The organism is Cupriavidus sp. DL-D2 (assembly GCF_039710735.1).
GTDB lineage: Bacteria > Pseudomonadota > Gammaproteobacteria > Burkholderiales > Burkholderiaceae > Cupriavidus.
The window spans coordinates 11,970-36,251 of sequence record NZ_JBDKXK010000069.1; the positions used below are offsets into that span (position 1 = coordinate 11,970).

The 24,282-nt window shown below is 63.3% G+C and carries 17 protein-coding genes; 7 read left to right on the forward strand and 10 right to left on the reverse strand.

From position 1 onward, the window contains the following. The first annotated feature begins 21 nt into the window (after positions 1-21). Positions 22-2,721 (forward strand): type VI secretion system ATPase TssH, encoded by a 2,700-nt coding sequence (gene tssH, locus ABDB81_RS26020; RefSeq protein ID WP_346813985.1) that lies wholly within the window; start codon positions 22-24, stop codon positions 2,719-2,721. Continuing rightward, on the forward strand, positions 2,721-3,152 hold the full coding sequence (tssE, locus tag ABDB81_RS26025) for a type VI secretion system baseplate subunit TssE (protein ID WP_346813986.1): 432 nt from the start codon (positions 2,721-2,723) through the stop codon (positions 3,150-3,152). Before tssH ends, tssE begins: the two co-directional genes overlap by 1 nt. Positions 3,153-3,609: 457 nt before the next feature. Here tssE and ABDB81_RS26030 read toward each other — a convergent pair whose 3' ends face one another. The 3 genes from ABDB81_RS26030 to ABDB81_RS26040 form a co-directional block, all read right to left on the reverse strand. Further along, positions 3,610-4,167: an NAD(P)H-dependent oxidoreductase gene (locus ABDB81_RS26030; RefSeq protein ID WP_160472540.1), complete on the reverse strand. Its 558-nt coding sequence runs from the start codon at positions 4,165-4,167 to the stop codon at positions 3,610-3,612. Positions 4,168-4,323: 156 nt separating this feature from the next. Then, on the reverse strand, positions 4,324-5,445 hold the full coding sequence (locus tag ABDB81_RS26035; protein ID WP_137923901.1) for an enoyl-CoA hydratase/isomerase family protein: 1,122 nt from the start codon (positions 5,443-5,445) through the stop codon (positions 4,324-4,326). Positions 5,446-5,606: 161 nt separating this feature from the next. After that, positions 5,607-7,175, reverse strand: coding sequence for a methyl-accepting chemotaxis protein (locus tag ABDB81_RS26040; protein WP_346813987.1), 1,569 nt, complete (start codon positions 7,173-7,175; stop codon positions 5,607-5,609). A 242-nt stretch (positions 7,176-7,417) separates the two neighbouring features. Between ABDB81_RS26040 and ABDB81_RS26045 the strand changes: the two genes are divergently transcribed. After that, positions 7,418-8,347 carry a sterol desaturase family protein gene (locus ABDB81_RS26045; protein ID WP_346813988.1) on the forward strand — a complete coding sequence of 310 codons (930 nt, stop codon included), beginning with the start codon at positions 7,418-7,420 and terminating at the stop codon, positions 8,345-8,347. A gap of 65 nt (positions 8,348-8,412) precedes the next feature. Here ABDB81_RS26045 and typA read toward each other — a convergent pair whose 3' ends face one another. Further along, positions 8,413-10,233: a translational GTPase TypA gene (gene typA / locus ABDB81_RS26050; RefSeq protein WP_346813989.1), complete on the reverse strand. Its 1,821-nt coding sequence runs from the start codon at positions 10,231-10,233 to the stop codon at positions 8,413-8,415. 195 nt (positions 10,234-10,428) lie between these two features. On the opposite strand from typA, the gene ABDB81_RS26055 reads away from it, so the two are divergent. From ABDB81_RS26055 to ABDB81_RS26070, 4 genes are all read left to right on the forward strand, one after another. Then, positions 10,429-10,932, forward strand: coding sequence for a MarR family transcriptional regulator (locus ABDB81_RS26055; RefSeq protein ID WP_137923897.1), 504 nt, complete (start codon positions 10,429-10,431; stop codon positions 10,930-10,932). A gap of 105 nt (positions 10,933-11,037) precedes the next feature. Next, the gene (locus tag ABDB81_RS26060; protein WP_346813990.1) at positions 11,038-12,552 is read left to right on the forward strand and encodes an AdeC/AdeK/OprM family multidrug efflux complex outer membrane factor; all 1,515 of its coding nucleotides are present in this window, start codon (positions 11,038-11,040) and stop codon (positions 12,550-12,552) included. Between the two features lie 55 nt (positions 12,553-12,607). Then, positions 12,608-13,837 (forward strand): HlyD family efflux transporter periplasmic adaptor subunit, encoded by a 1,230-nt coding sequence (locus tag ABDB81_RS26065; protein WP_160472545.1) that lies wholly within the window; start codon positions 12,608-12,610, stop codon positions 13,835-13,837. A gap of 22 nt (positions 13,838-13,859) precedes the next feature. Next, the gene (locus ABDB81_RS26070; RefSeq protein ID WP_160472546.1) at positions 13,860-15,470 is read left to right on the forward strand and encodes a DHA2 family efflux MFS transporter permease subunit; all 1,611 of its coding nucleotides are present in this window, start codon (positions 13,860-13,862) and stop codon (positions 15,468-15,470) included. Between the two features lie 70 nt (positions 15,471-15,540). Here the strand turns inward: ABDB81_RS26070 and truB are convergent, their stop codons facing one another. The 6 genes from truB to rluB form a co-directional block, all read right to left on the reverse strand. After that, positions 15,541-16,479: a tRNA pseudouridine(55) synthase TruB gene (gene truB / locus ABDB81_RS26075; protein WP_346813991.1), complete on the reverse strand. Its 939-nt coding sequence runs from the start codon at positions 16,477-16,479 to the stop codon at positions 15,541-15,543. Positions 16,480-16,542: 63 nt separating this feature from the next. Further along, positions 16,543-16,929, reverse strand: coding sequence for a 30S ribosome-binding factor RbfA (gene rbfA / locus ABDB81_RS26080; RefSeq protein ID WP_137928582.1), 387 nt, complete (start codon positions 16,927-16,929; stop codon positions 16,543-16,545). Positions 16,930-17,011: 82 nt separating this feature from the next. Further along, positions 17,012-19,945 (reverse strand): translation initiation factor IF-2, encoded by a 2,934-nt coding sequence (gene infB / locus ABDB81_RS26085; RefSeq protein ID WP_346813992.1) that lies wholly within the window; start codon positions 19,943-19,945, stop codon positions 17,012-17,014. An 82-nt stretch (positions 19,946-20,027) separates the two neighbouring features. After that, positions 20,028-21,503: a transcription termination factor NusA gene (nusA, locus tag ABDB81_RS26090; RefSeq protein WP_137928584.1), complete on the reverse strand. Its 1,476-nt coding sequence runs from the start codon at positions 21,501-21,503 to the stop codon at positions 20,028-20,030. Continuing rightward, positions 21,500-21,988: a ribosome maturation factor RimP gene (rimP, locus tag ABDB81_RS26095; protein ID WP_137928585.1), complete on the reverse strand. Its 489-nt coding sequence runs from the start codon at positions 21,986-21,988 to the stop codon at positions 21,500-21,502. Before rimP ends, nusA begins: the two co-directional genes overlap by 4 nt. Positions 21,989-22,326: 338 nt before the next feature. Beyond that, complete coding sequence (rluB, locus tag ABDB81_RS26100) at positions 22,327-24,258, reverse strand: 23S rRNA pseudouridine(2605) synthase RluB (RefSeq protein WP_346813993.1); 1,932 nt, start codon at positions 24,256-24,258, stop codon at positions 22,327-22,329. Positions 24,259-24,282: the final 24 nt, after the last annotated feature.

The following is a 24,282-nucleotide window of genomic DNA, read 5'->3' on the forward strand; positions in this document are numbered from 1 at the left end:
ACTCCCCCAGTTCACATCGTCATGATCGCTCGAGACTACTCACCGTTCCTGCGCCGCCTCAACACACACTGCGCTCACGCGCTGGCCGACGCTGCCAGCCTGTGCGAGACGCGCGCTCATCGGGACATCGAGGTCGAGCACTGGCTGATCAAGCTGCTGGAGCTTGGGGAAGGCGACCTGCTCGCCATCCTACGTCGCTACGAACTGGATGTGGACACTATCTGGAACGGACTGCTGGCTGCGGTCGACCGCCTGCCACACGACCTCCGCGGTAAGCCAGGGCTGTCGTCGCGGCTCGGGCAATGGCTGGAAGCTGCATGGCTCAAGGCATCCTTGAGCGAAGGTACACAATCGATCCGTTCGGCCCACTTGCTCGCGGCGCTCGCCGAAACCCCCAGCCTGCTGCGCGCAGCGGATGCCTGGCCGCTCCTGAGCATCTCGGCCGCGCAAATCGAGCGACTTATCCCGGAACTGGACAAGATCTCGGCGGAAGCGGATACACCGTCGGCCCCGGAAAAGGCTCACCCGTCCGCCAGCGCCCCGGCACAGCCGCCATCTGGATTGGCGACCGCACGTAGCTTGCCCGGTCAGGGCGATACCTCGGCGCTTGCCCGGTTCACGACCGATATTACGCAAAAGGCGCGCGACGGCAAGATCGATCCCGTCTTCGGGCGCGATGTCGAAATCCGACAGATGGTGGATATCCTGGCCCGCCGACGCAAGAACAATCCGATCCTTGTTGGCGAGCCGGGGGTGGGCAAGACTGCGCTCGTCGAAGGTCTGGCGCTCAAGATTGCCGAAGGCGCCGTGCCCGCCGTCATCCGAGGCGTGTCCGTGCTCACCTTGGACCTCGGACTGCTTCAGGCCGGGGCAGGCGTAAAGGGCGAATTCGAACAACGACTGAAGAACGTCATTGAGGCAGTACAGCAGTCACCGACGCCAATCCTGCTCTTCATTGACGAGGCCCACACGCTGATTGGCGCGGGCAACAACGCGGGCGGCGCGGATGCCGCCAACCTACTCAAGCCGGCACTCGCACGGGGCGAGTTGCGCACGATCGCGGCCACCACATGGTCTGAGTACAAGCAGTATTTCGAACGAGACGCGGCGCTGGAACGGCGCTTCCAGATGGTTAAGGTCGATGAGCCAGACGATGAGAACGCCTGTCTGATGCTACGGGGGCTGAAGGAGCGCTACGCACAGCACCACGGCGTTCATATCACCGATGCGGCGGTGGCGGCCGCCGTGCGTCTCTCGCGCCGCTACCTGACTGGGCGCCAGCTGCCGGACAAGGCGGTTGACCTGCTCGATACGGCGGCGGCCCGCGTGCGCATGAGCCAGGAGGCCACACCCGTCGCCATCTCGATTTGCCAAGCAGAACAGGCCGCCCTAGAGGTCGAGCGCACTGCGCTGCAGCAGGACCGAGGCGCCGTGGGCACCAGCGATCAGGATCGCCTGGCAGCCATCGAAGTGCGGCTCACTGCGCTGGCCGCTGAAAGGGTCCGGCTTGAGCAGGCGTTCGCCAAACAGAAGGATGCCGCCGAGACGCTGCGATCTTTGCGAAAACGTTGGGAAACGGCCTCGGACGAAACCGTGCGGCGGCACCTGGAGCCGGCGATCGCCGCCACGCATGAGACGCTGGCGCTGCCAGGCCACAACGCACTGATCCATGCGGAAGTCGATGAAAGCGCCATTGCGCAAGTCATTGCCGACTGGACAGGCGTCCCGGTAGACAGCCTGCTGGCCAACGAACTCGCGACACTGCTCGAGCTGGAATCGCGCCTCGGCACTATCGTTGTGGGCCAGAATGATGCGCTGGCGGCCGTGGGCAGGAGCCTGCGCGCCGCCAAGGCAGGACTGAAATCCGAGGAAGCGCCACTAGGCGTTTTCCTGTTGGTCGGGCCGTCCGGGGTGGGCAAGACCGAAACAGCGCGCGTGCTTGCGGACCTGATGTTCGGCGGCGAACGATCGCTCATCACTATCAACCTCTCCGAGTACCAGGAAGCCCATACGGTGTCGCAATTGAAGGGCTCGCCGCCGGGTTATGTCGGCTACGGGGAAGGCGGCATCCTGACCGAAGCGGTTCGCCAGCGCCCCTACAGTGTGGTGTTGCTCGATGAAGTCGAGAAGGCTCATCGAGACGTGTTGAGCTTGTTCTACCAGGTATTTGACCGCGGCTTCATGCGTGACGGTGAGGGCCGGGTCATCGATTTCCGCAACACCGTCATTCTCATGACGTCGAATCTCGGCAGTAGCGAGATTCTGGCTGCCAGCCTGGCGGTATCGGAGGCCGGCGGCGAGCTCACCGCCGGCATGCTGATGGAAACCATCCGGCCAAAGCTGCTGGACCATTTCCAGCCTGCGTTGCTCGCCCGCTTCCAGACCGTCGTCTACCAGCCGCTTGCCGCGAACGCAATGGCCACGATCGTGCGCATGAAGCTCGCGAAGGTAGCTACCCGTATCGAACGCCGGTTTGGCGTACCGCTGCAGTGTGCCGATGCGCTCGTGGCCGAACTGGTTCGCGCCTGCCTCTTGCCGGATTCCGGCGCGCGCAACATCGATAGCCTGCTTGATCAGCAGATCCTGCCGGTGCTGTCCCGCGAGTTGCTCTTGCGCGTCGCCAACGGTCAAACCCCGGCTTCGATCCGGCTGTCGTTCTCAGAGGAGCACGGCATCGGTGTGGAGTTCGACGAAATGCCTGAAGGCGTGGAGCAAGGCTGATGCGCGGTGGGCCAGGCCTCTTTGAAGCCGTGACGGGATACTTTGCAAATGGCCTGGCGGTCGACGAGTTCGATGCAGCCACGCAGACCTTCCTGTCGGTGCAGGACAACATTCAGCGCATCCTCAATAACCGCCGTGGTGGTCTCGCGCATCTGCCGGATTATGGGCTCGGGGACTTGTCCCGCATCTATCGCCATCTCCCCGCCTCTGCACATACGCTTAAGCGCGAGATCGAAGCCACGCTGCTGCGCTACGAGCCGCGGCTGAGGGCCATAGACATCACCATCGAGCAAACCGAGCCGGGGATGCTGCTCAGTTTCACCATGAGCTGTCACCTGCATCAAGCTGGCCTCGTGCGATTCGGCACCCACTTTACCCCGGACGGCAAAACGCGGCTTAAGCTGCTCAGGCCCGGCCAGGAGCAGTACTAAACCACGGCCTGGAACGTGGGGTGTTGTCGGCCACACTGATCAAGTTCATGCTGCGCGACGCACGCGTTGCCCTGGGATTTGCATAACCGCGAAACTGGTGGATCCATGACGATTCCAGCACGCTTGCTGGGCGCACCAATGAAAACGGCGCCCATCAGGGCGCCGTCGCAGGAGAGGCAGCTTGCGGGGCCGGTACAGCGTGCCCCAGGGCAAGTGCCGATCCATGCATGATCAGTGCATGAACAGCCAGATCAGGATCAGAACGAAGGCCGGTACGCCGAGGAGCCACGCGAGGATATACGGCATGATTTGTTTCCTCCTTGTCTATATGTGGTGAGCACGACTCCACTATAGAAAGGCGATTCAAACGCCGGTGTCGGGTCCGTTCCGCTTCGCGTTGTAGGACGGAACTGACCCAAGACAATCGCTCCCGTAGCGCCTGTGACGCCGGTGAATCTCAGCCGCCCGTCTTCTCGATCCAGGCCGCGAAGGTGGTCAGGTACTTGCTCAGGAAACCGCGCGTGGATTCGTTGGCAATCCCCCCTTGTTCGTCGAACAGCTTGTCGGCACCGGCCAGATAGGCCTCGGGTTGCTGCAGCACCGGCACGTTCAGGAAGACCAGCGACTGTCGCAGATGGTGGTTGGCGCCAAACCCGCCGATATTGCCCGGCGATGCGCTAACCACCGCGCCGGGCTTGCCATCCCATGCGCTCTGACCATAGGGCCGTGAACCAATGTCGATAGCGTTCTTGAGCACGGCAGGCACCGAGCGGTTGTATTCGGGCGTAACAAACAGCACGGCGTCCGCGCGGCGGATGCGATCGCGGAACGCCACCCACTCGGCTGGCGGGTTGTCGTCCAGATCCTGGTTATACATCGACAACTGGCCGATCTCGACAATGTCGAGTTTCAACTGGGGCGGCGCGAGCGCGGCAAGGGCCTTGGCCAGTTTCAGGTTCAGGGAGTCCTTGCGCAGGCTACCCACCACTACGGCGACATCACGAGGATTGCTCATACGGTTCCTTTCACTGTTCAGCGAATGTAGAGACGTTCAGGGAGATCGAGGGCGTGACCGCCCTGCCCAGGTCATGCCAAACGCACGACCGTGCAGGGCAGCCATCACTCTACTAGAGCCTGCGTGGTTCTGCTCCGCGGGTCAGGCCAGCGACAACTATCGGCCCAGCGCGGCCAGCGGGTGATCCTCGGCTTTCCACTTGCTGTCGAAGAACGCACGAACACGGCCCGGCGTCACCTCGTCGAGTCGCACCGGATTCCAGCGGGGCTGATGATCCTTGTCGATTGCCAGCGCGCGGATACCTTCCACGCCGTCGCCATGGCGGAACACGTCATGCATCATGTCCAGCTCCATGCGCAGTTCGTCGGCCAGCGACATCGACCGTGCACGGCGCACCTGCTCCAGCGTGACACAAAGCATCATCGGCGAACGGCTGCGCAGCATCGCCGCGGTCTGCGCCGCCCAGTCGCCAGCGGCATCGCTAACCCCGTCGAGGATGTCCCGCACCGTCGCGCGGCCAAAGAGGCTGTCGATGGCTTCGGCCTGATGTGCCAGTTGGCTCTCCGCCGGCACGCAGGCCCCTGCATGCTGCTGCGTGAACGTGGAAACATGTGCCAGCACCGCATCGCCACTGTTGAACGACTGCGCCTGCAGCGACGCCACCAGTTCGGCCAGTGCATTCGTTGGCAGGAAAGCATCTGCCAGCTTCGCGTACAACGCATCTGCCGCAGCAATCACGACGCCGGTGAGTCCGAGGTACTCGCCAATGTGCCCCGGCGTGCGCGCCAGGAACCAGCCGCCGCCTACATCGGGAAACAATCCGATATTGGTCTCCGGCATCGCCATCTTCGTGCGATCGGTAACGATCCGCAGCTTCGCGCCTTGCGAGATGCCCATGCCGCCGCCCATGACCACGCCATCCATCAGCGCGATGTAAGGCTTGGTGTAACGATGGATCAGGTAGTTGAGCGCGTATTCCTCGACGAAGAACTGGTCGAGCAGCGGATCACCCTCGTGGTACGCCTTGTGGAACCAGCGGATATCACCGCCCGCGCAAAACGCCTTGCCTCCTGCACCGGCCACTACCACCGCATGCACGGCCGGGTCGGCTTCCCAGCGCGTCAGCGCCGCCGTCATCGCTCGGATCATCTCCAGCGACAACGCATTGAGGGCCTGCGGGCGGGTCAGCGTCAGGTACGCCACACCGCCCTGCAGTCCGGTCGATACAAACTCGGTGAAACCCGGTTCCGTTGCTACGTTCGATACGACATCCGTCATGTGCAGTCTCTTCCGTCTTCGTTCTGATCGTCAGCGATTCTACGCCAGACATCCCGCGAAACAACGCTGACGGAACCGCTTCGCCCCGATTCGGAAGCGAATGAGAAATGCCTCAGTCTCGCATCGCGGTTTCACGAAGACGGCCTTTTGACCCATCGTTCTCAGGCCAGCCGGAACGTTCCCATCAGCCCCTTGAGCCGCTGCGACTGATCCTCCAGCGAACCGGCCGCCGCTGCAGCTTCCTCCACCAGCGCGGCATTCTGCTGCGTCATGCCATCCATATGCGACACGGCCACGTTCACCTGCTCGATGCCGCGCGACTGCTCGTCGGACGCTGCGCTGATATCGCCAATGATGTCGGTCACCCGCCGCACAGCGCCGACGATGTCCTGCATGGCGCGCTCCGCACCATTGACCAGAGCCGTCCCTTCGCGCACATTCGCCACCGATGCGCCGATCAGCGCACGAATTTCCTTCGACGCCGACGCACAGCGTTGCGACAGGTCGCGCACATCGCCGGCCACCACGGCAAAGCCACGTCCGTGTTCGCCGGCCCTTGCCGCTTCCACCGCCGCGTTCAATGCGAGGATGTTTGTCTGGAACGCAATTTTCTCGATCACCTCGATGATGTCGACGATCTTGTTGGCGCCCGTGTCGATCTGCTGCATCGTGGTCTGCACGCGCGCCACGGCCTCGCTGCCATGCTCGGCCAGCGAGCGGGCATCCACAGCCAGCGTGCTCGCTTCGCGCGCGCTATCGGCGTTCAGGCGCACCGTGCTCGTCAGTTCCTCCATGCTCGACGCGGTCTCTTCGAGCGACGCGGCCTGCTGCTCCGTGCGTTGCGACAGGTTGGCATTGCCGCTGGCAATCTGCTGGCTGGCCGCCGCGATCGAGTCCGCACCACCGCGCACCTCGCCCACCATCTGCGCAAGCTTCTGCTGCATGCGGCCCAGCATGCCGAGCATGCGCGTGGTTTCGCTCTTCGCGTGCTCGTCGGCGTCCACGCCCAGATGGCGATCCGTCGATGCGCTCAGGTCACCATCGGCCATCCGCGCAAAACGTGCGATAGCGATATCGAGCGGCTGCACGATCGACGCACGCAGACGCCACGCCACCACCGTACTGAACACCAGCCCCACCAGCAGCACGCCGATGGAAATCGTCAGCAGCCAGTCATAGCGCTGCTGCGACGATTCGTAGACGGCCTTTGCACTGGCAACCTGCAGCTTGGCGAGTTCGGTATTGACGGCCGTGAAGGCGATGTCGAGTTTCGGAATTTCCTCCATGATGTAACGCATCACGGCATCGCGATCACCGCGATGCAACGCGGCGATCATCGGCGCCACACCCTGCTCGAACAGTGCGCGGCGCTTGGCCGAGACGTCGTCGGTGGCACGCGCCTGTTCAGGCGTACGCGGAATCGCCATGTAGCCCTGCCACGCGGCATCGGAGAGCCGCGCAAAATCCTGCGCCGTCGCGGCGCGTGCCTTGCCATCTTCTGCTTTTGTTGCGAACGCTGCCTGATCCAGCAGCACGCGCACGAGCAACTGGTTGGAGCGGGCTTCAGCAAGGAACGATGCTGCCGACAATTGCTGTTGATAGATTTGCCGCGTGGCATCGTTGCTGAGCGACATGCCGATGCAACCAACGGCACCGACAATCAGCAGCAACAAGTTGGTGACAATCGTCAGGAGCCACAGTCGGGCTCCGATCGTAGTGTTGCGAAACATGGGGGCGTTCTCTCCGTGACGTGAATGACGGCCACTCCTCCATGGCCGACGTTCCCAATGACGGCATTGCCACGACTGACTTGATCGCATTTGTGTGATGTTCAGCCGTGCATTTTTGTGATGACGCCGAAAGAGTTGCGGACACATCACCTGTCGTGACGCAAGTCCGGACAAGCACGCACGAGCCCGCGTATGGAGGAAATCCTCAGTGCGGTTTTCGTTGGAATAGGCACACTGGCGGGATGACCGCCCCTGCTTCCACGGCCACTGCCGCCACATTCGATCCCGGCCTCATCCTGATGGCCTTCGCGCCGGTATTCCTGCTGACCATCGGATGGGAAGCGTGGTACTGGTCGAAGCGCGACCGCTCGATCTACAGTTGGCGCGACACACTGTCGAACGCCACGCTGGCGTTGCTGCATCAGGCGTCCGACGCCTTCTTCCTCTGGTTGATGATTCGCACCGTCTACACCTGGTGCTATGCGCAGGGTCTGCGCGCGGTGCCTGAGACGTGGTGGTCCTTCGCGCTGCTATTGCTGCTGCAGGATTTTCTCTACTACTGGTTTCACCGCGCGAGCCACCGCGTGCGATGGATGTGGGCCTCGCATGTGGCCCACCATTCGTCCGAAGGAATGAATTTCTCCACGGCGTTCCGGCAAAGCCTGACCTATCCGATTTCCGGCATGTGGCTGTTCTGGATTCCGCTGGCGTGGATCGGATTCTCGCCAGACTGGGTGATCCTGGCCGTGGGCCTGAACCTCGCATTCCAGTTCTTCGTGCATACGCGACTCGGGCAGCGCTGGCCCCTCGTCGAGAAACTCGTGAACACACCGAGCGTCCACCGCGTGCATCACGCGAAGAATCCGCAATACATCGATCGAAACTACGCGGGCGTGCTGACGATCTGGGATCGGATGTTCGGCACGTTCGTGCCCGAGGAAGACGCGCCGCAGTACGGCATCACGCGGCAGATCCGCACGCACAATCCGCTGACGCTGACCTTCCACGAATGGCGCGACATGTTCGCGGATGTCTGGCGGGATCGGGATCTGCGGTATTTGTGGAAGCCGCCGGAGTGGCGGGCGAAGGCTGATGCCGAAGCGGTTGATGCGCTGGCCCTCTCCCCCGGCCCCTCTCCCGGAGGGAGAGGGGAGCAAACCCCTGGTATGTGATAGCGTCTCGACAATAAAAAAACCGCGCCACCAGGGCGCGGTTTTTTACCTTGCGATGCGGAGATTTACACCGCTTCGCGCGAAGCACGCTTGCGCTCGTGCTCCTTCAGGTGGCGCTTGCGCAGACGAATGCTCTTCGGCGTGATCTCGACCAGTTCGTCGTCAGCGATGAATTCCACCGCGTATTCGAGCGACATCTGGATCGGCGGCACCAGGCGCACGGCTTCGTCAGTACCCGAGGCGCGCACGTTGGTCAGCTGCTTGCCCTTGATCGGGTTCACGACGAGGTCGTTGTCGCGGCTGTGAATGCCGATGATCATGCCTTCGTACAGTGCATCGCCCGGCTTCACGAACATGCGGCCGCGATCCTGCAGCTTCCACAGTGCGTAGGCCACGGCGTCGCCGTCGTCCTGCGAGATCAGCACGCCGTTGTGGCGCTCACCCAGGCCGCCTTCGCGCAGCGGCGCGTAGTCGTCGAAGATGTGGCTGATCAGGCCGGTACCGCGCGTCAGCGTCAGGAACTCGCCCTGGAAGCCGATCAGGCCACGTGCCGGAATACGGTATTCCAGACGTGTGCGGCCCTTGCCGTCCGATGCCATGTCGAGCAGTTCGCCCTTGCGGCGACCCAGTTCTTCCATGACCGAACCCTGATGGCCGTCTTCGACGTCCACGGTCAGCAGTTCGAACGGCTCGTGCTTGACGCCGCCGATGTCCTTGAACACCACGCGCGGACGCGACACGGCCAGCTCGTAGCCTTCACGGCGCATGTTTTCCAGCAGAATCGTCAGGTGCAGTTCGCCACGGCCCGAGACTTCGAAGATCGTGTCGTCGCCGGTGTCCTGCACGCGCAGTGCCACGTTTGCCTTCAGTTCGCGGTCCAGACGCTCGCGCAGCTGGCGGCTCGTGACGAACTTGCCTTCACGGCCGGCCAGCGGGGACGTGTTCACGCAGAAGTTCATCGTCAGCGTGGGCTCGTCCACCTTCAGCATCGGCAGTGCGTCCAGGGCTTCGGGAGCGCACACGGTGCAGCCAATGCCCAGTTCCTCGATACCGTTGATCAGCACGATGTCGCCGGCTTCGGCTTCGGGCACGATCTCGCGCTCCAGGCCACGGAACTTCAGCACCTGGTTGATACGGCCCTTGATCGGGTTGCCTTCCGGACCGAACTTGACCACCACGTCCTGCAGCGCACGGGCGCGGCCACGCGAGATGCGGCCAACGCCGATCTTGCCGACGTAGCTGGAGTAGTCCAGCGAGATGATCTGCATCTGCAGGGGACCATCCGCATCGTCGTTACGGACCGGCACCTTGGTCAGCACGGTCTCGAACAACGGCTTCATGTCGCCATCGCGCACGTCTTCGGTCAGGCCGGCATAGCCGTTCAGGCCCGATGCGTAGATGACGGGGAAGTCGAGCTGTTCGTCGTTGGCGCCCAGCTTGTCGAACAGGTCGAACGTCTGGTTGATCACCCAGTCAGGACGTGCGCCCGGGCGGTCGATCTTGTTGATCACGACGATCGGCTTCAGGCCCAGGGCCAGCGCCTTGCGCGTCACGAAACGCGTCTGCGGCATCGGGCCTTCCACGGCATCGACCAGCAGCAGCACGCCGTCGACCATCGACAGTACGCGCTCCACTTCACCGCCGAAGTCGGCGTGGCCCGGGGTGTCCACGATGTTGATGTGCGTGCCGTTGTACTCCACGGCACAGTTCTTCGCGAGAATCGTGATCCCGCGCTCCTTTTCCAGGTCGTTGGAGTCCATCACGCGCTCAACCATTTGCTGGTTGTCGCGGAAGGTGCCTGCCTGACGCAGGAGTTGGTCGACCAGAGTGGTCTTGCCATGATCGACGTGAGCGATGATGGCGATATTACGGATGGCGCGGGTCATTCGGTCCCCTGAAATCGGGCAATCGGAAGAAAAATTAACCCGACATTCTAGCATGTTGCAGCGCGGAACGCGCTATGGTTCTTCAGCATAGATCAAGGGCAGCCATTGCGTAAATTGCAATAACCAATTGTGACGCTTGCGAGTGGCATAGCCGATTAGCTATATTTGCTCAGACAAATATTGCCGCGCCAAGAGATGACTTCTCATTCACCTGCCGATCTGTTCGATCCTGCCGACTATCAAATCGGCAAAAGCGTGGGCTATTTGCTCGCGCGCGCCAAGAACGTGCTGTCGCTAGGGGTGGAACAGGAAGTCAGCGGCCTGGACATGACGCACGCGCAGGCCATCTGCCTGATGATGCTCGCCGAGGGCGAGGCCACCACCGTCACGGATCTGGCGCGCGCGCTCAACACGGACGCAGGTTCGGTCACCCGCCTGCTGAGCCGTATGGAAAAGCGCGGGCTGATTGCCCGCACGCGGCGTGACGACGACCGCCGCGTGGTGGATTTGTCGATCACGGCCGAAGGCGATGCACTGGTGGAGAAGTTGCCTGTCGCGTTGTGTAACGTCATGCGCCGTGGCTTCGATGGCTTCTCGCAACAAGAGATCGATGTGCTGTGCGGCATGCTGCAGCGGATCATCACCAATACCTGCCCTGCCGGCGAAGCCGGATGTCCGCAGGACCGCAATTCCGAATAGCCCTTCCGATAGTGCCCAGATGGCGCACCAGTCCTTGCAGTGAACCCAAACGGCCGGATGCCCGTTGTTTCCGGCCCCGAGAGTCAGCGTCAACGCACCTGTTCCATGACACCCATTCATTCTTCCGCCCCGACGCATCCGCACCGGGAATGGCACCGGGCCGGCGCCCTTGCCCTGACGGTGCTCGCTGCGGCCGTACTGGCCGGCTGTGCCGCGTTCGGCAATTCGCAGAGCACGCAGCATGTGGCCGATCCCGCCACGCTGACCTCGCCGCAGACGTTCACCAACGACCACGGCCAATGGCCGTCGCAGGATTGGGTCGACCAGTTCCACGATGCGCAATTGCGCAAGCTCGTCGACGAAGCCATCCTGGACAATCCGAACCTGCAAGTGGCGATCGCGCGCCTGCTAGCGTCGCGCGCCATGGCCGATGCCACGCGTGCCGCGCTGTACCCGGGTGTCGATTTCGAAGGCAGCCTGGTGCGCCAGCGCTTCTCCGAAACCGATCTGTTCGAAGGTACGCCGCTCGCCGGCTCGTGGCAGAACCAGTCGCGCTTGCAGCTTGGACTGTCGTGGGATCTCGACTTCTGGGGCAAGAACCGCGACGCACTCGAAGCCGCGCTCTCCGAAGACCGCTCCATGGAAGCCGAAAGCCAGGCGGCACGGCTGATGCTGACAACGTCGATCGCACGCGGCTACAACCGTCTGGCTGCACTCTATGCGCAGCGCGACGTGGCCGAACGCGCCATCGCCCAGCGTCGCGACCTGACCGACCTGTCGCGCCAGCGCCTGGCCGCGGGCCTCGACACCCAGGTGGAAACCACGCAGGCACGCGGCACCGTGGCTGCCGCTCAGACCGATCTGCAGCGCGTGGATGAGGAAATTGCCCTCGCCCGCAACCAGATCGCCGCGCTGCTCGGCAAGGGCCCGGACCGTGGCCTGCAGATCGCCAAGCCGACGCTGCTCGCCAACGCCACGCCACAACTGCCCGACGACCTGACCATCGGCCTGATAGGACGCCGCCCCGACCTCGTGGCTGCGCGCTGGCGCGTGGAAGCCGCGTCGCAGGACATCAGCGTGGCGAAGAAGGAATTCCTGCCCGATCTCACGCTGACCGCGTTCGCAGGCTACGCATCGCTCGATCCGTCGAACCTGCTGATGGGGATCAGCCGCACGTTCGGCGTGGGTCCCACGCTGAAGCTGCCAATCTTCGCAGGCGGACGCTTGCGCGCGAACCTCAAGGGCAAGTACGCGCAGTACGACATCGCTGCGGCCAGCTACAACCAGACGCTGGTCGATGCCCTGCGCGAGACTGCCGATACGGTGACGAGCATCCGCAGCGTCGATCAGCAAATCCGCACTCAACGCGAAGCGCTCGATCTGGCGGAACACGCCTACTCGCTTTCCATCACGCGCTACAAGGCCGGACTCGGCACGCAACTGACCGTGCTCAACACCGAAAGCAACGTGCTGCAGCAACGACGCCTGTCCACCGACCTGCAGGCACGCCGGCTCGATCTGCAGATCGGACTGATGAAAGCACTGGGTGGCGGCTACGAGGAACCCGTCGAAGCGACGGGCAAGGCGGAAAAGAACAAGACATCGGGCACGCAGGGCTGAACCGCCGACCCGCACACACACCAGATACGACCATATTACGGACGAGAATTCGATCATGAGCTCCAACCAACAAGCAGCCGCCGCGGCTGAAAACAACGGCAAGCGCCGCCGCCTGCTGATCTCGCTGACCGCCGCCGTGGTGGTGGCAGGCATCGGCTATGGCCTCTACTGGGGTCTGTACGCGCGCCACTTCGAGAACACCGACGATGCCTACGTGGCCGGCAACGTTGTGCAGGTCACCCCGCTCGTGGGCGGCACCGTGGTATCGATTGCAGCCGACGACACGCAACTCGTCACCGCCGGCCAGCCGCTGATCCAGCTCGACCGCGCCGACTCGCAGGTCACCATGGAACAGGCCGAGGCCCAGCTCGCGCAAGCCGTGCGCGAAGTACGCACGCTGTACGTCAACAATGGGTCGCTGGCCGCCAACGTGGCGCTGCGCGAAGCCGATGTGGCCAAGGCGCGAGACGACCTTCGCCGCCGCCAGGCCATCGCCGGCTCGGGCGCCGTGTCGAGCGAGGAAATCGCCCACGCACAGACCTCGCTGAAGGCCGCCGAATCGGCACTGCTGGCCGCGCAGGAACAACTGGCCTCGAACAAGGTGCTGACCGACCAGACCACGGTCGAGAAGCACCCGAGCGTCCAGCGCGCCGCCGCCAACCTGCGCTCGGCCTACCTGGCGTTCGCACGATCGACAATTCCCGCGCCGGTCACAGGCTACGTGGCCAAGCGCTCGGTGCAGGTTGGCCAGCGCGTGCAGCCTGGCGCGCCGCTGATGGCCGTGGTGCCGCTCGACCAGGTCTGGGTGGACGCCAACTTCAAGGAAGTGCAAATCACGCATATGCGCATCGGGCAGCCCGTCGAGCTAGAAGCCGATGTCTACGGCTCGAAGGTCAAGTACACGGGCCACGTCGAAGGCTTCTCGGCCGGCACGGGTGCGGCCTTCTCGCTGCTGCCGGCGCAGAACGCCACCGGCAACTGGATCAAGGTGGTGCAGCGCCTGCCCGTGCGTATCGCGCTCGATGCCAAGCAATTGAAGGATCATCCGCTGCGCGTGGGTCTGTCGATGAATGTCACGGTCGATGTGCGCAACGAGGAAGGCGCGGCCATGGTCAACGCTACGAAGGGCCGCCCAATGCAGACCAATGTCTACGACAAGGTGGCAGAAGATGCCGACGCGCTGATCGCTCGCATTATCGCCCTGAACAACGGCGGACGCACGGCAGCGCCGGCGGCCACGGGTGCGCCACGCGCCATGGCTCCGAAGCCCGCGGCCCATAGCTGAACCGACGAACCGCTGACTGCCAATGGCTAATTCCATCACCGCTACGCCGGACGACAGCGCGGCGCCGGCACCCAAGCCGGCGCCGCCCGCTCGCCCCGCGCAGCATCCGCCACTCACGGGCGGCAAACTCGTGTTGGGCACCATCGCGCTGTCGCTGGCCACGTTCATGAACGTGCTCGACTCGTCGATCGCCAACGTGTCCATCCCGGCCATCTCGGGCGACCTTGGCGTGTCGCCGAACCAGGGCACCTGGGTCATCACGTCGTTCGCGGTAGCCAACGCCATCTCGGTGCCGTTGACCGGATGGCTGACCCAGCGCTTTGGCGCGGTGCGGCTGTTCGTGCTATCTATCCTGCTGTTCGTGGTCTCGTCGTGGCTCTGCGGCGTGGCGCCGAACCTCGAGACTCTGCTCGCCGCACGCGTACTGCAAGGTGCGGTGGCGGGCCCGATGATTCCGCTCTCACAGGCGCTGCTGCTGGCCAGCTATCCACCGGCCAAAAGCTCCATGGCACTCGCGTTATGGGGCATGACCACGCTCGTTGCCCCAATCATGGGGCCGCTGCTCGGCGGCTGGATCTCGGACAACATGACGTGGCCGTGGATCTTCTACATCAACATCCCCATCGGCATCCTGACGGCCTATGTAACCTGGGTCATCTACAAGGACCGCGAAACACCAACCAAGTCGCTGCCCATCGACCGCATCGGCCTGGCACTGCTGGTCATCTGGGTTGGGTCGATGCAGTTGATGCTCGACAAGGGCAAGGAACTCGACTGGTTCCACTCCGGCGTGATCGTCGCACTAACCGTGATCGCCATCGTGGGCTTCCTGTTCTTCCTGATCTGGGAACTGTACGAGAAGCACCCGATCGTCGATATCCACCTGTTCCGCGGCCGCAATTTCGCCGCGGGCGTGGTAGCCATCTCGGTGGCTTACGGGCTGTTCTTTGGCAACCTGGTGATCCTGCCGCTATGGCTGCAGACCATCGTGGGTTACACGGCAACCGACGCCGGTCTGGTCACCGCGCCAGTGGGGATTTTTGCAATCATTCTGTCCCCGATCATCGGCCGGGTGCTGCCCAAGGTAGACGCACGGTGGATCGCCACTACGGCGTTCATCACATTCGGCGCGGTCAGCTTCATGCGGGCGGGCTTCACGACCGGGGTAGATACGCGGGCGCTGGTGATTCCGACGTTGATTCAGGGCGCGGCCATGGCGATGTTCTTCATCCCGCTGACCTCGATCATCCTGTCAGGCCAGCCGCCTGAGAAGATTCCGGCTGCTTCCGGGCTGTCGAACTTCGTGCGGATCACGTTCGGCGCCATCGGCGCATCGATCTCGACTACGCTCTGGGAAAACCGCTCGGCGCTGCATCATGCGCAACTCGTCGAACAGATCAATCCGTACAATCCGATCTACCAGCAGCAGCTGGATCACCTGATGAGTATGGGCATGTCGAAGATGCAGGCCATCGGCTCCATCGAACGAAATATCTCGCTCCAGGCATCGATGCTGGGGGCAAACGATATCTTCTGGATTTCCGGCGTGCTGTTCTTCGTGCTGATCGTGTTCGTCTGGCTGACGAAGCGTGCGCAAGGTGGCGGTGGGGCGGAGGCGGCTGGGGCGCATTAAGTCCCCTGACTACTCCGTTTTACTCCCCTCTCCCACTTGGTGGGAGAGGGGAGTAAATCAGCGCTGTGAATCAGAGCTTCACCAACCGCTCCGGCCTCAACGCCCCTTCCTTCATCCTCGCCACGCCCAGCAGTTTCCCTTCGCCATAGACCCGCGCCAGCACGCCCTCTTCCTGCACTTGCCCTTCCGGCAGATCCCGACGCGCAATCCGCTGACCCTGCACGAACCGTCCCGCCGCCACGGTATCGAGGTCCACGCGTACGCAGCGCTGCAGTAGCGCATCCACTGGCGCCAGCATTCCTGGCCGCTCGTCATCAGTCTGGGCATCGATCTGCTCCAGCGTCACCGCGCCATCAAGCGTGAGATCGCCCACGGCAGTACGACGCAGGCCGGTCAGGTGCGCACCGCAACCCAATACTTCGCCGATGTCCTCGGCCAAAGTCCGAATGTACGTGCCTTTACTGCACGTCACGCGCATCATGAACCGTTGATTCGCGAGGTCCACGTCGAGCACGGTCAGTTCGTGAATCGTCACCCGACGCACCGCGCGCTCCACGGTCTGGCCGGCGCGCGCGTATTCGTAGAGTGGTTTGCCGTCCTTCTTCAGCGCCGAATACATCGGCGGCACTTGTTCGATATCGCCCGTAAAGCGCGCGACCGCCGCATCCAGCGCAGCGCGATTGCATGTCACGGGACGCTCGACGACAACATCGCCCTCCGCATCGCCCGTGGTCGTGGTCGCGCCCAATCGCACCTCAGCCTCGTAGGTCTTGTCTGCTTCAAGCAGATCCTGCGAGAACTTGGTCGCTTCGCCAAAGCAAAGCGGCAGCAAGCCGGTCGCCAGCGGATCGAGCGTACCGGTGTGCCCGGCCTTGTTCGCGCGCAGCAGGCGCTTGGCGCGCACCAGCGCGTCGTTGGACGAAAGGCCCAGCGGCTTGTCGAGCAACAGCACGCCATGGACGTCACGGCGCGGCAACCGGGGCGGACGGCTGGCTTGGGAATCGGTCATTGCGGGAAATTCGAGAGAAGCGGCACCGGCGAACGCCGGCGCGCTTGGGGATATGCGGATCGACTACTCGTCGGTACGCGTGTCGTCGTCCTTCGAACGCGTGGCGTTCGCCTCGTTGATCAGCTTGGACATTTCGATCGCATGCTCCACCGACGTATCGTGATGGAAATGCAGCGTCGGCACCGTATGGATATGCAGGCGCTTGAACAGCAACGAGTGCAGGTAGCCAGCCTTCTCACGGAGGATGCCAGCCGCTACGTCCGGCTCGGCGCCTAGCACCGTGAAATAGACCTTGGCGTGCGCGTAGTCGGGCGTCAGCGCGACCGATTGCAGGGTCACCAGACCCAGGCGCGGATCGCGAAGCTCGCGCTGGATCATCTCGGCCAGTTCCTTCTGGATCTGGTCGGACAGGCGCAGGTTACGGGAGGAGATATTGCCTTTCTTGGCCATTCAATACTTTTAGCTTGCTTGCTGCTTTTTGCCTTGCCGAAGTAAAAACGGCAGGCCGGAGCCTGCCGTTCTGCGTTGCGCCTTACAGCGTACGCGCCACCTCGGTGATTTCGTACACCTCGAGTTGGTCGCCTTCCTGAACGTCGTTGAAGTTCTTGATCGACAAGCCGCACTCGAAACCTTGCTTGACTTCCTTGACGTCGTCCTTGAAACGCTTGAGCGAGTCCAGTTCGCCGCTGTGGATCACCACGTTGTTGCGCAGCACGCGGACCAGCGACGAGCGCTTGACCATGCCGTCGGTGACCATACAACCCGCCACCGCACCGATCTTCGGCACGCGGAAGACCTGACGGACTTCCACCTGACCGATCGTCGTCTCGCGCTTTTCCGGCGCCAGCATGCCCGACATCGCCGCCTTGATCTCGTCTACCGCATCGTAAATGATGTTGTAGTAGCGGATATCGATGCCGTTGTGCTCGGCCAGCTTGCGCGCGCCAGCGTCGGCTCGCACGTTGAAGCCGATGATGACAGCCTTCGAGGCGGTCGCCAGGTTGACGTCCGACTCCGAAATGCCACCCACGCCACCGTGCACGATCTGCACGCGCACTTCGGCGGTCGAAAGCTTCTGCAGCGACTGCACCAGCGCTTCCTGCGAACCCTGCACGTCCGCCTTCACGATCAGCGGCAGCGACTGGACTTCGCCTTCGGCCATCTGCTCCAGCATCGTTTCCAGCTTGGCCGCCTGCTGCTTGGCCAGCTTCACGTCGCGGAACTTGCCCTGACGGAACAGCGCGATTTCACGTGCCTTGCGCTCATCCGGCAGCACCAGCACTTCTTCACCGGCGGCCGGCACTTCCGACAGACCCTGGATTTCCACCGGGATCGACGGACCAGCTTCCTTCGCCGGCTTGCCGTTTTCGTCCAGCATGGCGCGCACACGACCGTAGGCGCTGCCTGCCAGCACGACGTCGCCACGCTTGAGCGTGCCGCTGCTGACCAGGATCGTTGCGATCGGGCCCTTGCCCTTGTCGAGCTGGGCTTCCACGACCAGACCCTTGGCCGGTGCATCGACGGGGGCCTTCAGTTCCAGCACTTCCGCCTGCAGCGACACCTGTTCCAGCAGTTCTTCGATACCGAAACCGGTCTTCGCGGACACCGGCACGAACGGCGAATCGCCGCCGTACTCTTCCGGCAAGACCTGCTCTGCCACCAGTTCCTGCTTGACGCGGTCCGGGTTGCCGTCCGGCTTGTCGATCTTGTTGATCGCCACCACGATCGGCACTCCGGCAGCCTTGGCGTGCGCAATCGCTTCCTTGGTCTGCGGCATCACGCCGTCGTCGGCAGCCACCACCAGGATCACGATATCGGTCGCCTTGGCACCACGGGCACGCATGGCCGTGAAGGCCTCGTGACCCGGGGTGTCCAGGAACGTGATCACGCCACGGTCGGTTTCCACGTGGTACGCGCCAATGTGCTGCGTGATACCACCGGCTTCGCCCGCGGCAACCTTGGTGCGGCGGATGTAGTCCAGCAGCGACGTCTTGCCGTGGTCGACGTGACCCATCACGGTCACCACCGGCGGACGCGGCAGCAATTCGGCGTCAGTATGATCCTCGCCATCCACCACCAGCAGGGCTTCCGGATCGTCCAGCTTGGCGGCAAACGCCTTGTGGCCCATTTCTTCCACCACGATCATGGCGGTTTCCTGGTCCAGCACCTGGTTGATCGTGACCATCTGGCCGAGCTTCATCATCTGCTTGATGACCTCGGATGCCTTCACGGCCATCTTGTGCGCCAGGTCGGCCACGGAGATGGTTTCCGGCACGTGCACTTCACGGATGACCGGCTCGGTCGGCGCCTGGAAGTTGCTGCGATCGTCGGCATGCTGCTTGCCGCCGCGACCACGCGAACCACTGCGCCAGCCGCCCGTGCCGCCGGACGAATCGCCGCGCGTCTTCAGGCCGCTGCCCTTCTTGCCGCGATTGTCGTCTTGCCAGCCGCCAGCCTTGGCGCCCTTGCCACCCTTCTTGTCGGCGGTCGCCGTCGTCGTGGTGGTAGTGGCGGCCGGTGCGGCCTTCTTTTCGTCCTTCTTCGGCTCGGCCGTGGCACCCGCCGGCTTCACCGGCTTGTGCAGCGTGCCGGTCTGCTCGGCCTTCTTTTCCTCTGCCTTGCGTTCCGACGGCGCCTTGAGCACGCGCGGCGGCGCATTCAGCATCTGCTGGATGGCGCGGGCCTCGGCCTCTGCAGCTTCGCGACGGCGGCGCGCGGCAGCATCCTGCTCGGCACGTGCCTTGTCGGCGGCGGCCTTGGCGCTGTCCTGCTCGGCACGTGCCTTGTCGGCAGCCGCCTTCGCATCGTCGGCGTTTTTCTGGGCCTGCGCACGCTCACCAGCCAGACGCGCCTTGTCGTCTTCGGCCTTCTTGCGCGCAGTTTCCTCGGCGGCATCGGTCGCGGCGCGCGAAGCGGCAGCCTCTTCCTCGGCCTTCTGCGCGAGCAGTTCAGCCTGGCGGCGCTGCTCGGCCTCGGCGGCTTCCTGGCGCGCGCGGCGTTCGGCTTCCTCGCGTTCGGCGGCTTCGCGTGCAGCCTGGGCTTCGGCTTCCTGGCGAGCCAGGGCCTCCGCTTCCTGCCGACGCGCCTCTTCGTCGCGACGTGCCTGCTCGGCGGCGTCAGCCGCGGCCTGCTCGTCGGCGCCATCGTCGTGCGATTCCACGTCGTCACGCTTCACCAGCACGCGCTTCTTGCGTACCTCGACCTGCACCGTGCGGGTCTTGCCGGTGGAGTCCGACTGGCGGATCTCCGAAGTTTCACGCTTGGTCAATGTGATCTTCTTGCGCGCGCTATCGTCGGCCTGACCATGCGACCGCTTGAGGAAATCCAGCAGTCGGGTCTTGTCCGATTCGGTAATGATGTCTTCAGGCTTTGCCTTGCCCACCCCAGCTGCCTGCAATTGTTCCAGCAGTGCAGCAGGGCTGCGGCTCAGTTCTGCGGCCAGTTGGGCAACTGTTGTGCTTGCCATTCAAACCCTTTCAATGCTCGGTTTCTACGTCGGGACAATTCGTGTGCGGAAAGCGCGTCCAGGCCAGGCCCGGACGTGTCCCTCAGTTAAACCAATGTTCCCGTGCTTTCATGATCAGCCCGCGGGCTTCATCCTCGGTCACGCTGGCCATTTCGACCAGTTCGTCCACGGCCAGTTCGGCCAGGTCGTCGCGCGTGTGGATATTGCCTTCAGCCAGCTTGCCGATCAGCTCGGGCGTCAGGCCGTCGAGGGAACGCAGGTCCTGCGATACCTCTTCCACCTTTTCTTCCCGGGCCAGTTCCATCGTCAGCAGCGCATCGCGGGCGCGATTGCGCAACTCGGTGACGGTATCTTCGTCGAAGGCCTCGATCTCCATCATTTCGCTGATAGGCACATAGGCCACTTCTTCCAGCGTGGAGAAACCTTCGTCGATCAGGATGTCCGCCACTTCCTCGTCCACGTCCAGCTTGGCCATGAACAGCTTGCGTACCACTTCGCTTTCCTCGGCCTGCTTTTGCGCCGATTCTTCCTGCGTCATGATGTTGATCTGCCAGCCGGTCAGCTCCGACGCCAGGCGTACGTTCTGACCACTGCGACCGATGGAGATGGCGAGGTTTTCCTCGTCCACCACCACATCCATGCTGTGCTTCTCTTCGTCGACCACGATCGACTGGACCTGGGCCGGCGCCAGCGCACCGATCACGAACTGCGCCGGATCTTCCGACCACAGCACGATGTCCACGGCTTCGCCACCGATCTCGTTGCGCACCGCCGTCACACGCGTGCCTCGCACGCCGACGCAGGTACCGATCGGGTCAATACGCTTGTCATGCGCCACCACGGCGATCTTGGCGCGAACGCCCGGGTCGCGGGCAGCCGCCTTGATTTCCAGCAGGCCCTGTTCCATCTCGGGCACTTCGTTCTCGAACAGCTTGATCAGGAACTCGGGTGCCGTACGCGACAGCTCGATCTGCGGGCCGCGCGCAGCACGGTCCACGTTCAGGATGTACGCACGCACGCGATCACCGGTGCGCAGGTTTTCCTTCGGAATGATCTGATCGCGTGCCAGCAGCGCTTCCACGCGGCCAGATTCCACGATCAGACCCTTCTTGTCGGCGCGCTTGACCGTGCCGGTCATGATCTTTTCGCCGCGATCGAGGTAGTCGTTCAGGATCTGCTCGCGCTCGGCATCGCGGATGCGCTGCAGGATCACCTGCTTGGCAGCCTGCGCGCCGATCCGGCCGAATTCCACGGACTCGATCTGTTCCTCGATGAACTCATCGAGTTCGATATCGGCGATCTGGTCACGGGCTTCGAACAGCAGGATCTGCTTGTCCGGCTCCTGCAGGCCCTGTTCGTCAGGAACCACGAGCCAGCGGCGGAACGTTTCATGCTCACCGGATTCACGGTCGATATGGACGCGGATATCCACGTCTTCCTCGAAACGCTTCTTGGTCGCAGAGGCGAGTGCCGCCTCCAGCGCACCGAAAACCACATCCTTGTCGACGTTCTTCTCGCGCGCTAGCGCATCGACGAGCAACAGAACTTCGCGGCTCATTGCTTGTTCCCTTTTCTTTGATTTCCCTTGAAGTCGATCACCGGCACCAGGCGTGCCTTGTCGACATCGGGTATGGCGAATTCCAGCAGCGCCGGACCATCCTTGCCCTCGAATTCCAGGCCGATCTTCTCGGCGCCAGCTTCGCCCGAGGGTTCCCTCAGGATGCCGACGAAATTCTTCTGGCCGTTGACCGGCAGGCGCAGCGTGACCCTGGCTTCGGCGCCGACGAAGCGGACAAAATCAGCCAACTTCTTGAGCGGACGATCCAGACCGGGCGACGACACTTCGAGGCGCTCGTAATCGACGTTCTCCACTGTCAGAACGTGGGTAAGCTGGCGGCTTACCTTCTCGCAATCCTCAATGACGATGCCGGTTTCAGGCTGATCGATGTAGACACGCAGAAGTCCGGCCGGGGCACGCTCAAGCTCAACCAACTCGTAGCCCATGCCGATAAGGGTGGTTTCGATCAAATCTGCCAGATGCACTGTAATCCCGAGTAGTGGCCTTCAACACCGTGGCAGGCACTGGACAACACAACGTTCTGAAAGCGAGTTTCCGAAACCTGTAAGCTGCCCCTGCCTGCCTATCACCCTCGGGCGGTGCGCAGCGTGGCGCAAACCAGCCGCACTCGACGCGCACTCACGAACGGGCGAACCAAAAAAAAATGGGCGCAATGCCCATCATTCGCCCATCCCACTGAGGATGATACTTTTGAATAGACTTGGATTATACGCGGATTATGTCCAAAAGGCAAAAGCCGGTTGTATCCGCACTGGATGGGGGCAATGACGCCATGCGCACATCGACCCCACCCTGCCTGGCGTCAGCGATGACCGCCCCGACCACCACCGCCCCCGCCACCACGCGGACGCCGTGCGCCACCACCACCCGCCCCGCCACCGCTATTGCCACGGGCATTGCCGCCGCCCTTGGCAGCCTTCGGCATCACATTGCCGTTCACCTCGCCACCGCCACGACGCGGACGGTTGCCACCGGCGTTGCCAGCATTGCCAGCGCTTCCACCCCGCCCACGGCCACCTGCACCGCCAGGACCACGCGCACCGCCACCCATACCGCCCATGCCACCCCCAAACTTCGTCGAGTGTGACGTCAGCGGCGCAGGACCCGACGGGATGTAGCCCATTGACGTCTGCATCGGATCAGGCTGGCCGCGGCCGGCGTTACCGCCACCGCGATTGCCACCGGCTTTCTCGAACCGCGGCAGTCCATCCATGCCCGTGACCATGGGCATCCCCGCGATCGCAGCCTCGGTGCGCGCCTTCCGCCCGCCCACCTTGGTCATTCCCTTGCCGCCGCCCTGCTCGCCCTTGGCCGGTGCTTTCAGGCCGATATTGGCCATCAGGTTGCGCACCTCGGTGGCTTCGAGTTCCTGCCAACGGCCACGCTTGAGACCACGCGGCAACAGGAATTGCCCGTAGCGTGTGCGAATCAGGCGTGAAACGGTCAGGCCCACCGCCTCGAACATGCGGCGTACTTCGCGGTTCCGTCCTTCGGTCAGCGCTACGTGATACCACTGGTTCACACCCTCGCCACCGCCATCGGCGATCTGCAGGAAGTTAGCCTGGCCGTCGTCGAGTTCGATGCCGTGAAGCAGACGCTGACGATCGGACTCGGCCAGTTCACCCAGCGTGCGCACCGCGTATTCACGCTCCACGCCATAGCGCGGGTGCATGAAGCGGTTGGCGATATCGCCCGAAGTCGTGAAAATCAGCAGGCCCTCGGTATTGAAGTCCAGCCGGCCCACGGCCACCCACTTGCCGTTCTTGATTCGCGGCAGGCTGTCGAATACGGTCGGACGGCCTTCCGGATCCGACTGGCTGACGATTTCGCCGGCTGGCTTGTGATACAGCAACACCCGGGGCGGCTTGGTCGTAATCTTGCGGTGGATCAGCTTGCCGTTTACGCGCACCTGATCGGCCGGCAGGATCCGCTGGCCAATATGTGCTGGAAGCCCGTTGACGGAAACACGACCCTGCAGGATCAGTTCTTCCATTTCGCGGCGGGACCCCAGCCCACCGTCAGCCAACACCTTGTGCAGCTTCGGCGCATCGTCATCCGATGTCAGCTCGCGAACGGGCTTCGCCTTTGTGCGCGGAACGACCATGTCTTCCTGGTCGAACTGCTCGGAGATCACAAAGCGGAACAGATCCTCGCCACCTGCAGCCTTGAGCGCCTTGCCGGCGGGCTTCGCCGACTTGTCACCTTGACGGGATTCACCCTGGCGCTGATCGCCGCGACCACCCGGTTTGCCAGCGCCACCCTGGCCCTTGCGCTGCTGCGGGCCTGGCTTGTTGCGCCTGCCGGCCTGCTCGGCTGCTGGCTTGTTCTCACCGTCGACCATCGCAGCCTTACGTTGCGGCTGCTGCCGCCGACGGCGCTGCGGCTGGCCTTCGCCCGATTCGGACTGGCGCGGATTAGCCGGTCGCATTTCCGCCCGTGGAGCCGCGACCTGTTCACCGGCATCGGCGGCAGGCGCAGGCTTGCGTCGGCCGCGTGTCCGCGGTGCTGCGGGCTGCGCACCCTCTTCGGCCTGCACCGGCGGCGCATCGGCATCACCCCGACCGGCATCCCGATCCTGGGCACCCTGGCGGCGGGACGCCACCAGGTTTCGCAGACCGCGGCGGAGGCCCTTGCGGCGCGGCGCGCCGTCCGCGCCATTGCCCGTATCGGGCGCTGCGCCGGTGTCGCCCGGCACGTCCGGCTGGCGGACGTCTTGATCAGCGGAATCAGACAAAGTATTCACTATCGATGTTGCATG

Excerpts from the sequence above, each read along its gene's own strand:
- tssH (WP_346813985.1), top strand. The coding sequence starts at position 22 with ATGATCGCTCGAGACTACTCACCGTTCCTGCGCCGCCTCAACACACAC.
- tssE (WP_346813986.1), top strand. The coding sequence starts at position 2,721 with ATGCGCGGTGGGCCAGGCCTCTTTGAAGCCGTGACGGGATACTTTGCA.
- ABDB81_RS26030 (WP_160472540.1), bottom strand. The coding sequence starts at position 4,167 with ATGAGCAATCCTCGTGATGTCGCCGTAGTGGTGGGTAGCCTGCGCAAG.
- ABDB81_RS26035 (WP_137923901.1), bottom strand. The coding sequence starts at position 5,445 with ATGACGGATGTCGTATCGAACGTAGCAACGGAACCGGGTTTCACCGAG.
- ABDB81_RS26040 (WP_346813987.1), bottom strand. The coding sequence starts at position 7,175 with ATGTTTCGCAACACTACGATCGGAGCCCGACTGTGGCTCCTGACGATT.
- ABDB81_RS26045 (WP_346813988.1), top strand. The coding sequence starts at position 7,418 with ATGACCGCCCCTGCTTCCACGGCCACTGCCGCCACATTCGATCCCGGC.
- typA (WP_346813989.1), bottom strand. The coding sequence starts at position 10,233 with ATGACCCGCGCCATCCGTAATATCGCCATCATCGCTCACGTCGATCAT.
- ABDB81_RS26055 (WP_137923897.1), top strand. The coding sequence starts at position 10,429 with ATGACTTCTCATTCACCTGCCGATCTGTTCGATCCTGCCGACTATCAA.
- ABDB81_RS26060 (WP_346813990.1), top strand. The coding sequence starts at position 11,038 with ATGACACCCATTCATTCTTCCGCCCCGACGCATCCGCACCGGGAATGG.
- ABDB81_RS26065 (WP_160472545.1), top strand. The coding sequence starts at position 12,608 with ATGAGCTCCAACCAACAAGCAGCCGCCGCGGCTGAAAACAACGGCAAG.
- ABDB81_RS26070 (WP_160472546.1), top strand. The coding sequence starts at position 13,860 with ATGGCTAATTCCATCACCGCTACGCCGGACGACAGCGCGGCGCCGGCA.
- truB (WP_346813991.1), bottom strand. The coding sequence starts at position 16,479 with ATGACCGATTCCCAAGCCAGCCGTCCGCCCCGGTTGCCGCGCCGTGAC.
- rbfA (WP_137928582.1), bottom strand. The coding sequence starts at position 16,929 with ATGGCCAAGAAAGGCAATATCTCCTCCCGTAACCTGCGCCTGTCCGAC.
- infB (WP_346813992.1), bottom strand. The coding sequence starts at position 19,945 with ATGGCAAGCACAACAGTTGCCCAACTGGCCGCAGAACTGAGCCGCAGC.
- nusA (WP_137928584.1), bottom strand. The coding sequence starts at position 21,503 with ATGAGCCGCGAAGTTCTGTTGCTCGTCGATGCGCTAGCGCGCGAGAAG.